The organism is Microbulbifer sp. ALW1 (assembly GCF_009903625.1).
Taxonomy (GTDB): Bacteria; Pseudomonadota; Gammaproteobacteria; order Pseudomonadales; family Cellvibrionaceae; genus Microbulbifer.
The window spans coordinates 976,756-988,882 of sequence record NZ_CP047569.1; the positions used below are offsets into that span (position 1 = coordinate 976,756).

The following is a 12,127-nucleotide window of genomic DNA, read 5'->3' on the forward strand; positions in this document are numbered from 1 at the left end:
ATCCCCGCCACCTGTCCTTCAAGTCGAAATTAATGACTTCGTAAGCGAGATAGCTAGTTGTGCTTACTAAGTACAGGGGTAAGTTACTAAGGTGGGGTGCCGGGGGCGGGTTTTCAGGAGCGTCGCAAACAGGATGTTTGCGACGCAGCGCCTAGGGATGGGTTCATAGGGGCGCCTAGCGCGGTCTTGGAAACCCGTACCCAGTGAGTCGCCGCCACAATCGGTAGAAAAGATCTTCGTACAAAAAGCTACGAAGCGCGCAACTTATATCTGAATCAACGCCTGAGCTTCACGAATCAGCTGCTTGCGATCCCGCAGTTCCAGTTTGCGTAAAATTGCGGTCACATGACTTTTCACGGTGGGTTCAGTGATATCCAGGTCAAAGGCAATCTGCTTGTTCAACATACCCTGGGCAATCATCTGGAAAATTTTCAGCTGCTGTGGTGTCAGCTGATTCAGTTTCTCTGCAAGGGCGCTTTCGCTCTCTGCCTGCAAAGCCTCTTCGCTAAACCACTGATCCCCCGCCAGTACGCATTCAATACATTGCAGAATTTCGTCCGGCCGCGCCGTCTTCGACAGAAAACCACTGGCGCCGAGGCCGGCGGCTTGTTGAATGACCGAGTGTTTGTCGCTGCCGGATACCACCACTACCGGCACCGCCGGAAAATCATTGCGGATGCGGGCCAGGCCGCTGAAGCCCTCACTGCCGGGCATATTCAAGTCCAGCAGCAACAAATCGATTTCGGCAGCGGCAAGGTGCTGCAGAGTGGAATCCAGATCCTCACTCTGCAACAAATCAGAATTGGAAAAATGATTGGAAAGGGTTGTCGTCAGTGCATCCCGATACAGCGGATGGTCATCGGCGATCAGTAATTGGTAATTCACGGCAGCACCCTGAAGAATAAAAGAACCGGGTGCTAGGGATACTACTGTGCGCTCCATCCACCGTCCACCGGCAGGGCCGCACCGGTAATGGTGCCGGCGAAGCTTCCACACAGATACAGCGCCAGTTCACCGATGGCTTCCGGGCTAGTGGCCCTTGCCATGGGTTGTTTGGCGCCGACCAGTTCCTTGCGCGCGGCATCCAGATCAAGTTGCTGCTCGCGGGCAATGGTTTCAATTTGTGGTTGGATCAAAGGTGTATCCACCCAGCCCGGACAAATGGCGTTGGCGGTAATGTTGTGTTCGGCATTTTCCAGGGCGAGTACCTTGGTCAGGCCCACCAGGCCGTGCTTTGCCGCACAGTAAGCTGCTTTGTGCTCCGAGGCCACCAGGCCGTGTACCGAGGCGATATTGATGATGCGCCCCCAGTTGGCAGTGCGCATGGCCGGCAGCAAGTCGCGGCTCAGGTAAAAGCCCGCGTTCAGGTTGATGGCTAGAATCTGTTGCCATTTGTCAGCGGGGAATTCATGGGCGGGAGCGGTGTACTGTATGCCGGCGTTGTTCACCAGTACCGAAGGGTTGCCGATGGCCTCCCGGGTTTCGGCCACCAGCTGCGCGCAGCCAGATTCGCTGGCAATGTCCGCGTCACTGAAACCGACCTTGCCACTGTAGCTGGCAAACTCTGCTAGCAGGGTCTGGGCCGCTTTCGCATCGGCCAACCCGTGCAGCATCACATGGTGACCGGCGCGGCCAAAACAATGGGCGATGGCGAGGCCAATCCCGCTGGTGGATCCGGTAATCAGTACGGCGTGTGATTGATCCTGTTGCACAGCAAACTCCCGCGGCTGGCTAGTTATTCTTTAGGGGAATCCTAGCAGCGGCGGGAGCGGCGGGTCTGTATGACCAAGGTATGACGCCAACTATGACTTTAGGCCTCATACCCGGGTCGAGCTGTTGTGGTTAACGGCGATGACGACCGCCTCCATGGCGATGGTGTGCGCCATGACTGGGGCGACCGGGACGGTGACTTGGGCGGTTGTAGTGGTGACCCGGACGGTTGTAATGGTGACCCGGACGGTTGTAGTAGTGGCGACCATGGCCGCGATAACCGGGACGGTTATAGTAGTGACGGCCGTGGTAGCGGTAATAACCACCGCGATAGTAGCGGGGATAGCCGCGATAGTAGCGCGGTGATGAATAGTAGAAGGACACATTGCCAGAGGGGTAAACGTAGGGCGTGGAGTAGGGGTAGGACGAGTAGCCCACGTTACCGGAGCTGTAATAGCCATCGGATACACAGGCGCCCAGGGTGAGGGTGCCGAATACGGTTACGGCCAACAGGCCTTTTTTCACGATACTCTTCATGCGAGACCTCCGCGAGGCAGAGTTGGGGGTGCATCGCTGCCTGCATGCAACTTGCTGCACCGGGTTTTTCGTTGAATCTACATTGGCTTGAAACGGGGTTAACTGAGTTAGCGGGGTTGGTGGATCCGTTGCGGGGGTCTTACGGTTCGGTAGTCACCGCCGCGCTGGTAGTAATTGGGGTGCCGCACGTTGTGGCAGCGGCCACTCTCGTGGCAGTGGTAGTAACGCCCTTGGACCGAGTAGTAACCCGGCCTGTCCTTGGTGAGGTTTACGGCGGTTGTGGTGCCGGTCATATCTTCCATGCTGGAACATCCGGTGAGTGTCAGCAGGGCTGCTGTCCCCAATACACCGGCTGCTTTTCCAAGTGTTCGCTTCATGAAAACCTCCGCGCCCCAGGGCGGGTAAACCTGTTCACTTTCAGCTTGCTGTTTTGCGGAAGCACTTCCGCATCAAACCGAAACCCAAGTGCAAGTTATTTAAGTGTCACGAAAGTGCGATCACGACGATTTACGGTGAATATCAACAACCAATAAGTAATTACGGGGGCATTGGATAGGGCGGAGGAATATAAGCGGGGCGGGGCTGACCAGAAGGGCGGAGCGGCTGCGGGCGGGACGATTACCCGCAGCAAAAAGGTGGCGGCGGCCCCTGTCAGGCGGAGACCAGCTGTTGCAGTTGATTGTCCAGCAGCTGCTGCAATTTCGGGTTCAGGCCCGTGACCTCGGAGCCCCAGCTGGTGGGGTGGCATTGGATTCTATCTTGCAGCGAGTCATCGTTTTCCAGTTGCGGGTGCAGGGTGAGACCGCGCGCTTGGCTCAATAGCTGCTCGCCACTGAAGTCAAAATGTTCGGGCTTGGTCGGCAGCACCGCCAGTGCCAGCTGCAGGCCGGTGGCGCGGCTGGACTGTTGCAGTCCTCGTAGCAGCAGGCCGGCACAGACGGCGCGGAAGGCGGCGTCGTCGCCGGCAAAGCCCAGTCCCACGGCGGGCCCTGCGCTGGGCAGAGGACGGGCGTCGTAGATACGCGTCAGCAGTTGCAGCCGCTGCTCCAGTTCTCCCTGTAAATTCTCAAGCGCACTACGTGACAGCTGATTGCCCAGCTGTGCCCAGTTCAGCGGGCGTAGATAGAGGCCTGCGCTCACTTCCGGCGGCGGCTTGGGCACGGCTTTGGGAACCATCAGGGGTTTGCGTTTCTGTGGTGTTCCACTGTTCAGCTGGGAAACCGCCAGGGCGCAGGCGGCGCTAAACGGCAGCGCGAAAATCAGGCACAGCAGCAGGCTGGCCCAGGGGTATGCAACCGATGCCGCTGGCTGGATGTTCAGCGCCACACTGCCTGCGAGGCTGTCGTGTAATACCACCGGCTCGGTGATCATCTCCCCGCGATCCCGCTCGCCCGCCTGTGCCAGGGGGCTGGAGTCCACATCCTGAATGGTCACCCCGTGCACCGACGGTAGGGCCAGTGCCTGCTGTGCCAGCATCTGCAGGCTGATGCGATCGCCCGCCACAATCTGCTCCAGGCTCTGGCTGGCCAGCAACTTCGCAGCTGCCGTCGCGCTAGCGCGCTCGCGGGCCTGGACGATGGACTTTTGCTGGCCATAGGCATGGCCCAGGGTCGCCAGGCAGAAGCCGGCAAGGGTAATCCAGATGGCGGCGGCGAGCAGCTGGCGCTGCCGGGCCTGACTCAGGCCGTGTAGCCACTGGGGCAGGTTGCTGAGCTGGTCGGACAGACTGGTGAAGAGCTTATTCATCTTGTTATTGGCGTGAGGGCAGAACAGCCTGTGATTTTATCCCAGTTCTTCAGGGAAAAAAGGCGCCGGGCTATAATGCGCGTCCAAATTCGGGCCCCGGTGATTTTTTCGCCCGTTGGCCTGTTTATCGAAAATCCTGCAAGTGTCAGCTATCAAGGGTCAGCCATGGACGCAAATGCTCTCTCCCCCGAATTTTCCGCCCTGGCCAGCCTGTGCCAGCAGAGTTTTTCTCTGTCTGTTGCCGGCGATACCCCGTCTGCGGTGACCGCGCCCTGGTGCCTGACGGTACTGGCACCGGAAGTCGAAGCCGCGCAACTGGAAAAGCTCGCGGTATTTCTGCGCGAGTGCCAGTGGCAGCCGGTGACTGTGGATATCCTGGCTGGCCGTGCGGACTGCCGGGTGCTGCGCCTGCAGCTGGAAGGGGATATCGCGTTTGCTGCGGCTCGTCTGGCGCTGCTTGAGCTCGGGCAGGAACTGGGGCTGGAGCTGGTATTGCAGGCGGGCGATACCCAGCGCGCGCCGAAGCTCGCCTGTTTCGATATGGACTCCACCCTGATTCAGGCGGAAGTCATTGACGAACTGGCGAAAATCGCCGGCGTTGGCGACCAGGTTGCGGAAATCACCCTGTCTGCCATGCGCGGTGAGCTGGACTTCCAGCAGAGCTTCCGCAAGCGCATGAGCCTGCTCAAAGGTTTTACCGAGGCGAGCCTCGCAGAAATCGCCCCACGGATTCCGCTGATGCCCGGCGCCCAGCGCCTGCTGCTGGCTCTGCGCGCGCTGGGCTGCAAAACCGCGATTCTCTCCGGCGGTTTCACCTACTTCGCCCATTACCTGCAGGACAATCACCTGGCGGTGGATTTCGTGCACGCCAACCAGCTGGAATTTAACGGTGGCGCCCTGACCGGCGGTGTCATCGACCCGATTGTGGATGGCGCGCGCAAGGCGCTGCTGTTGCAGGAGATCGCGGCTGAACTGGCGCTGCCGCTGGATCAGGTCATTGCCGTGGGTGACGGCGCCAACGACCTGCCCATGCTGTCTCTGGGTGCCCTGGGGATTGCCTTCCACGCCAAGCCCAAGGTGCGCGCCGAGGCGCCACAGGCGATTGATGGTTTCGGGCTGGATGCTGCGCTGTACCTGTTCGGTCTGAACGATCGCCAGATAGCGCAATTACTCGGGGAATGAGCCCATTGTTTGGGGAGCTTGCGGGCGGGGATCAGTAGTTGATAAGCAAGCTCAGGGCCGGCGAAAAATCACCGCCAATCTGGGCAAAGGGGATTGGCGGTGTATTGTCGCGTCCCTCGCGATAACAGACCTGACGATCGCAGGCGGCGGCGGCCACCGCCAGAATGATGACCAGTCCTGTCACGATGAATTTACGCATGAGGTTCCCTGCTGTGCGTTGTGTCTTCCAGTGTTTCCTTGGCTTCTGCTGGTTAGACGAGCGGCAGCGCTAAAAAGTTGCGGTGAGGCGGGAGAGATTAAGAGAAAGGCGCCGGTATGCCTAGACCGGCGCAAAATCAGCCGCCAATTAATTCATCTTTACCATCAGTCGACCTTTTCCATCGGATGCTGCTCCTCCAGTTCACTCACCTCCCGTGCAACCTGCCCCGGGGAGCCGGTGCGGCGCGCGAGCACATCGTAGGCCACCGGTACTATGTAAACGGTAAACAGCGTGGCGGCCAACACTCCGAACAGCACCACGGTACCGATCACCGCACGGGTTTCCGAGCCCGCGCCCGAGGACAGCAGCAACGGCAGTGAACCCGCGGCGGTGGTGATGCCGGTCATCAGGATCGGGCGCAGGCGGGTTTCCGCCGCCTGGCGCAAGGCCTGGCCAAATGCCATACCGCGATCGCGCAACTGGTTGGCAAACTCCACGATCAGAATGCCGTTCTTCGCCGCCAGCCCCACCAGCATGATCAGTCCCACCTGGCTGTAGATGTTCAGCGACTGATTGGTAAGCAGCAGACCCAACAAAGCGCCGGCCATCGCCAGTGGTACGGTGAACATGATCACCAGTGGGTGCACGAAGCTTTCGAACTGGGCGGCGAGTACCAGGAACACCACCAGCGCGCCCAGCAGTATCGCGAACAGGATGGTGTTGCCGGAGTCCTCCAGGCTTTTCGACTGTCCCTTGTAGTCGATGACCGGAGTGCCCTCGAGGTTGTTATCCACCAGTTGGTTCAGATATTCCAGTGCCTCGCCGAGTACCAGTCCGTCCGCCAGGTTAGCGTCGAGGGTAATGGAGCGCACCCGGTTGTAGCGCTGCAGTTGCGGTGAGCCCGCGTACTCGGTGACTTCCACCAGGCTCTGCAAAGGAATCAGGGCGCCGGTAGTGGTGGAGCGCACATAGAGGTTCTCGAGGCTGTCTGGAGTGCGCTGCATATCGCGCTCCCCCTCGAGAATCACATCGTACTCCTCGCCGTTGTTGATAAAGGTGGTGGCGCGCAACGAACCGAACATGGTCTGCAGGGTGGTGCCCACATCGCTCACCTGTACCCCGAGGTCTGCGGCGCGCTCGTAATCCACGTTGATGCGCAGCTGCGGTTGGGTCTCCTTGTAATCCCAGTCGACGCCGAGCAGCCCCGGGTTGGACTGGTCGATGGCCCGGTTCAGCTGGTCCCGCCATTCGGTGAGCTGTTCGTAGCTACTGCCGCCGAGCACAAACTGTACCGGCTTGCCGAGACCGCCACCAAAGCCCTGGCGCATCACCGGGAAGGCGCGCACCCCGCTCAGGTCGCTCACCGCCGCACGTACCTGATTCATCAGCTCGAACCCGGAGGGGCGCTCGCCCCAGGGGGCCAGGGTGAAGATCACCATGCCGGTGTTGAAGGTGGCGGAGGTGCCGAAGGAGCGCGGCGAGCGCACCAGCAGGCGGTTCACATAACCCTTTTCCACCAGCGGCATCAGCCGCTCCTCGATGGTGTCCATATATTCCTGCATGTACTGGTAGCTGGCCCCTTCGGGACCGTTCACCAGTAGGAAGAAGGAGCCGCGATCTTCCCGCGGTGCGTATTCGGTGGGGATCAGGCGGAAGGACAGCGCGGCAAAGGCCATCACCGCCACAAACACACCGCCGGCGACCCAGTGATGGCGCAGGATAAAATCGAGTCCGCCCCGGTAACGGCGCTGAATGCGGGTCAGCGCAGTGTCCATAAAGCGGGTGGCCGCATTGTGTTCATCGTTGGGACGAATCAGCTTGGCCGCCAGCATCGGCGACAGGGTCAGCGCGGTGATGGAGGAGAAGATCACCGCCGCGGACATGGTCAGCGCGAATTCGGAAAACAGTCGGCCGATATCCCCTTCGAGAAAGGTGATTGGCACGAATACCGCCACCAGCACCAGGGTAGTGGCCACCACTGCGAAGCCCACTTCGCGGGTGCCGCGGTAAGCCGCCAGCAGCGGCGGTTCGCCGTATTCATCCATGCGCCGGAAAATGTTTTCCAGCACCACGATGGCATCGTCCACTACCAGGCCGATGGCCAGCACCAGTGCCAGCAGCGTCAACAGATTGATGCTGAAACCGAAGGCATAGAGCAGGATGGACGTGGCCACCAGGGACACCGGTACCGTTACCGCCGGTACCAGGGTTGCGCGCCAGTTGCCGAGGAACAGGTAGATCACCAGGGTAACCAGGATCACCGCGATCACCAGGGTGGTATATACCTCCTTGATCGCCTCGGACACAAACACCGAGGCATCGTAGCTCTGGCTCAGGCGCATGCCGTCCGGCAGTGTCTTGTTGACCTTGTCCATTTCCGCCTTGGCCGCTTCCGCTACCGCCACGATATTGCCGGTGGACTGGCGGGTGATGCCGATGCCCACCATGGGTTCGCCGTTACCGCGGAAGGTGGAGCGATCTTCCGCCGAGCCCAGTTCCACCCGCGCCACATCGCCGAGACGTACCACGTGGCCACTGTCACCGGTGGCAACCGCCAGCCGTGCGAAGTCCTCGGCGCTCTGGAACTGGCGCTGCAGGCGCAGGGTGAACTGCAGATCGCTGGATTCCAGGTATCCCGCCGGCAGCTCGCGGTTCTCGGCGCGCAGTGCCCGTTCAATGTCCGCGCTGGTGACGTTGTGTGCGGTCATGGCGCCGCGGTCCAGCCAGACGCGCATGGCAAAGTCTTTGGCCCCGCCCACGCGCACCCGGGCCACGCCGTCCAGCACCGAGAAGCGGTCCACCAGATAGCGGTTGGCGTAGTCGGTCAGTTCCGGCACGCTCAGGCGATCTGAGGTGAGATTGAGCCAGATGACCACGTCGTCGCTGCTATCGACCTTTTCGATCTCGGGGGGATCCGCTTCCACCGGCAGGTTGTTCAGCACCCCGGAGACACGGTCGCGAATATCGTTGGCAGCGCCGTCGACGTCGCGGTTGATATTGAACTCGATGGAAATACGCGAGCGCCCGTCGGAGCTCGAGGAGGTGACGGTCTTGATACCCTCGATGCCGGCGATGCGGTCCTCGATCTGGCGGGTAATGCGGGTCTCCACGATATCCGCGGAAGCACCCGGGTAATTGGTGGTAATGGAGACGATGGGCGGATCGATATCCGGGTATTCCCGCAAGGCCAGGCGATCGAAGCTGATCAAGCCGAACACCACCAGCAGCAGGGAAAGGACCAGCGCAAATACCGGGCGTTTGACCGCCGTATCACTGATGATCATTGGCTGGCCGCTCCGTTATCCGCTTGCACGGACACTTCCTGGCCGTCGCGAATATGCAGCGTGCCGCGGGTCACTACCTGATCGCCCTGGGCGAGTCCCGAGAGCACTTCCACCTTGCCCTGGTAGCGGTGTCCTATCTCCACTTCGCGGCGCTGTACTATGTGCCCGCCCTCGGTTTGCTTCACCACAAACACAGACTGGTCGCCGGCCAGCGGTACCAGTGCGGCTTCGGGAATGGTCAGTGCTTGCCGTGGATTACTGATGATCCTCACCCGCAGCAGCATGCCCGGCTTGAGTTCACCCCGGGGGTTATCCAGGCGGGCGCGCACCGTAAAGGCGCGGGTTTGCGGGTCGACCCGCGCTTCCACAATCATCACCTCGCCGTTGAACACCCGCTTGGGGTGGGCCTGGCTGACGGCTTCGATTTTCATGCCGCCGGAGATGGCGGACAGCTGCCGTTCGGGCACGGTGAAATCCAGCTTCAGGCGATCGATTTCCTGGATGGTGGTAATTTCGGTGGTGGGCGTGGCGAGGCTGCCGACGCTGATATTGCGCAGCCCCAGCTGGCCATCAAAAGGCGCGCGGATAATACGGTCGTCGATGCGCGCCTGCAGGCCGTCGATCAGTGCGCGGGTCTCCGCCACCTGGGTTTCCACCGCTTCCAGCTGCTCGCGGGTACTGAGGTTTTTGTTTACCAGTCCGCGCAGGCGCTTTTCATCCCGTTCAAAGCGCTGCAGGGTGGCGCGGGCGCCGGCCAACTCTGCCAGTTCCTCACCGTGGCTCAGTTCCACCAGTACGTCGCCGGCCTTGACCCGCTGCCCGCTTTCAAAGTTGATGCGGCTGATGTGCTCGGTAACCCCTGCGCGCAGGGACACAAACTCCCACGCCTTGGCGGTGCCCAGCGCTTCCACCGGATTGGAAATTGGCTCCAGCTCCACGGGTGCCGCGCGCACCGGTACCGGCGCGCTGTTCGGGGCCTGGGCATGTAACGAGGTGGCAGTGGTGGAAGCGAGGAACAGGGCACAGCTTGCGCCAAGGATTCGGGCTGCAGGTCCGAATACTGAAATCATTTTCATGATGTAGGGAAATACCTGATGGTGGAGCTTTATGGTGGTTCGAAGTCTTGGTGCGTAATTTTGATGCTTAATTTTGATGCTTAATTTTGGTGCGTAATTTGGCGCATAGACGCGAAAGTTTGGCAGCAACTGCAGCAACTTTCAGGCCAGTCCCAAAACCTCGAGAAACGGTCGTCGATCTTACAAAAAAAAGCCTCCCACCGTGTAGACAGTGGGAGGCATTTCGATGAGCGGCATTTCTACCGCGATCAACCGGTCTGCTGCGATTGCCCGGCCTCAGCTCAGGTATTGGCAGGGGTAGCGCCAGGGCGTCGAGCAAAGGCCCGAGGCGATCAGTCGCCGTAGATGATCTTGCTGTTCACCTTCACGGTCAGTGGGTGGTAGCCCGGCTTGGCCTTCTCGAAGATGCGCTTGGCTTCGTCGGTCTTGCCGTTTTCCACCATGTTGCGGTACAGCGGGCGCAGGAACTTGTTGCGACCGATGCTTACCAGGAAGTCTTCCAGGCGCGCGTTAGCGGGCTGGTAATCGTTGCGCACGGCAATCATCAGCCAGCTGAAGGCGATCTCGTTGTTTTTGGAATCAGTGAGTTTGAAGGTGCTATCCAGTTCCTTCAGTTGCTCCTCACTGAGTTTTTCCGGCATGCCGTCGAGGAAGTACTTCCACTGGTGGAAGGTCCAGTCACTGGTGTCGATATCGCCGGCCTTGATCTCGCCGTTCAGCCACTGCTCGCGAACCGGATCCAGTTTGGTGAAGGCATCGGACTGCGGGTGCGGTGCGCCTTCGGGGATACCGGGCTCAAAAATCCACTGCTGAATGCGCGCGCGGTCGAGTTTGTCCGGGTACTGCTTCAGCAGGGTTTGGTCCAGATATTTCACAAAGTCTTCGGTGGTGATGCTCTGGAAGGCGAAGTGGTTGAAGTACTCCATCAGGAATTTGTCGAAGTTTTCGCGGCCCACTTTCTGTTCCAGCTCGTACAGGAACAGCGAACCTTTCTCGTAAGGGATATTGGAGAAGACTTCATCGGGATCGCGGCCGCGCAGGTCGATAGCCATGATCTCGTCTTTGTCTTCGCGATCATCCAGGTCGGCCTTGAGGTCGTCGTAGCCCAGTGCCATTTCCATCTGGTAGCGCTGGTCGCCGTAAATGAACTGCATGATGCGGTTGGTGAGGTAGGTGGTGAAACCTTCATTCAGCCACAGGTCGCGCCAGCTGGCGTTGGTGATCAGGTTGCCGGACCAGGAGTGCGCCAGCTCGTGGGCAATCAGTGCCACCAGGCTTTTATCACCGGCGATTACGGTGGGGGTGATAAAGGAGAGGCGCGGGTTTTCCATGCCGCCGAAGGGGAAGCTCGGGGGCAGGATCAGCAGGTCGTAGCGATCCCAGCGGTAGGGGCCGAAGTTTTCTTCGGTGGCTTCCAGCATGGATTCGGTGTCTTCAAACTCCTTGGCCGAGGCTTCCAGCAGTTCCGGCTCGGCGTAGACCCCGGTGCGCTCACCCATGGGTTTGAAGTCGAGGTTGCCGATGCCGATGGCGATCAGGTAGGAGGGAATGGCCTGGGGCATTTCGAACTCGAATACACCGTCCATTTCCGCATTCGGATCGTTGTTGGCACTCATCACCGCGCGCAACTCCTTGGGAGTGCGGATGGTGGCCTTGTAGGTCATGCGCACCTTGGGTGAATCCTGCAGCGGGATAAAGCTGCGCGCGTGGATGGCCTGGGCCTGGGTGAACAGGAAGGGGTGTTTTTTACCCGCGGTCTGCTGCGGCTCCAGCCACTGCACGCCGGAGGCGCCGGGAGAAGTCTGGTACTGGATGGCGACACGGTTGGCGCCCTTGGGCAGGTTGATTTTCAGCGGGGTACCCAGGTGCGGGTCTTTTTTGCCCATGCTGAATTTCACGTCCTGCAGACCATCGCCGATACCGGCGCGCACAGCGGTCACGTCGATCTCGCGGGTGTCCAGAATCAGCGGTGGGTTTTTGGTGGTGAGCCGCTTGATATCGAGTACGGCCTCACCTTTGAGAATCTTGTTGTCGAAATCCGCGGAGAGGTCGAGGTCGAGGTGTTTGACGACATAGTCGTTGGTGTTGGCGAAGGAGTGGTAGTCGACGCCGGATTCCGGCTGGGCCTTGTCCGCCAGCGGTGCGTCTTTTTCGAGGTTTTCCGGCGTGTATTCGGTGGCGCTCTGCGGGATATCTGCAGTGCCTTTGTCGCCTGCCGGGGCTTCATCTTTACTGCAGGCGCTCAGCGTTATGAGGCTGCAGGCGAGCAGTCCGGTGCCGATCAGGCGGCCGAGGCTGGCGTTAAACAATTGGGGCAGCATGTAATGGCTCCGTGATTGTTGTTGTGCTTTTGATAGGGGGAATTGGATAAATTCGTCGCGGCACAGAATACC

At 60.0% G+C, this 12,127-nt stretch carries 10 protein-coding genes; 1 reads left to right on the plus strand and 9 read right to left on the minus strand.

Annotation, left to right across the window (positions count from 1 at the left end; genetic code table 11):
* Positions 1-264: 264 nt before the first annotated feature.
* The 5 genes from GRX76_RS04015 to GRX76_RS04035 all read right to left on the minus strand — a co-directional run bounded on the left by GRX76_RS04015 (position 265) and on the right by GRX76_RS04035 (position 3,993).
* Positions 265-885, minus strand: a complete 621-nt coding sequence (locus GRX76_RS04015; RefSeq protein WP_201276900.1) for a response regulator transcription factor — start codon at positions 883-885, stop codon at positions 265-267.
* A 41-nt stretch (positions 886-926) separates the two neighbouring features.
* Positions 927-1,712, minus strand: a complete 786-nt coding sequence (locus GRX76_RS04020) for a 3-hydroxybutyrate dehydrogenase (protein ID WP_236250542.1) — start codon at positions 1,710-1,712, stop codon at positions 927-929.
* A 130-nt stretch (positions 1,713-1,842) separates the two neighbouring features.
* Positions 1,843-2,247, minus strand: a complete 405-nt coding sequence (locus GRX76_RS04025; protein ID WP_160152129.1) for a hypothetical protein — start codon at positions 2,245-2,247, stop codon at positions 1,843-1,845.
* A 107-nt stretch (positions 2,248-2,354) separates the two neighbouring features.
* On the minus strand, positions 2,355-2,624 hold the full coding sequence (locus GRX76_RS04030; RefSeq protein WP_160152130.1) for a hypothetical protein: 270 nt from the start codon (positions 2,622-2,624) through the stop codon (positions 2,355-2,357).
* 274 nt (positions 2,625-2,898) lie between these two features.
* Entirely contained in the window at positions 2,899-3,993 is a 1,095-nt protein-coding gene (locus GRX76_RS04035; protein WP_160152131.1) for a hypothetical protein, read from the minus strand.
* A gap of 165 nt (positions 3,994-4,158) precedes the next feature.
* Here GRX76_RS04035 and serB point away from each other — a divergent pair, with 165 nt between their 5' ends.
* Positions 4,159-5,175 carry a phosphoserine phosphatase SerB gene (gene serB, locus GRX76_RS04040; protein ID WP_160152132.1) on the plus strand — a complete coding sequence of 339 codons (1,017 nt, stop codon included), beginning with the start codon at positions 4,159-4,161 and terminating at the stop codon, positions 5,173-5,175.
* Between the two features lie 31 nt (positions 5,176-5,206).
* On the opposite strand, the gene GRX76_RS04045 is transcribed toward serB, so the two are convergent.
* The 4 genes from GRX76_RS04045 to GRX76_RS04060 all read right to left on the minus strand — a co-directional run bounded on the left by GRX76_RS04045 (position 5,207) and on the right by GRX76_RS04060 (position 12,055).
* The gene (locus tag GRX76_RS04045; RefSeq protein ID WP_160152133.1) at positions 5,207-5,374 is read right to left on the minus strand and encodes a hypothetical protein; all 168 of its coding nucleotides are present in this window, start codon (positions 5,372-5,374) and stop codon (positions 5,207-5,209) included.
* A gap of 164 nt (positions 5,375-5,538) precedes the next feature.
* Positions 5,539-8,658, minus strand: coding sequence for an efflux RND transporter permease subunit (locus GRX76_RS04050; protein ID WP_160152134.1), 3,120 nt, complete (start codon positions 8,656-8,658; stop codon positions 5,539-5,541).
* Positions 8,655-9,734 (minus strand): efflux RND transporter periplasmic adaptor subunit, encoded by a 1,080-nt coding sequence (locus GRX76_RS04055; RefSeq protein WP_160152135.1) that lies wholly within the window; start codon positions 9,732-9,734, stop codon positions 8,655-8,657. The genes GRX76_RS04050 and GRX76_RS04055 overlap by 4 nt, the downstream gene beginning before the upstream one ends.
* A gap of 332 nt (positions 9,735-10,066) precedes the next feature.
* Positions 10,067-12,055, minus strand: coding sequence for a M1 family metallopeptidase (locus tag GRX76_RS04060; RefSeq protein ID WP_201276901.1), 1,989 nt, complete (start codon positions 12,053-12,055; stop codon positions 10,067-10,069).
* Positions 12,056-12,127 lie beyond the last annotated feature (72 nt).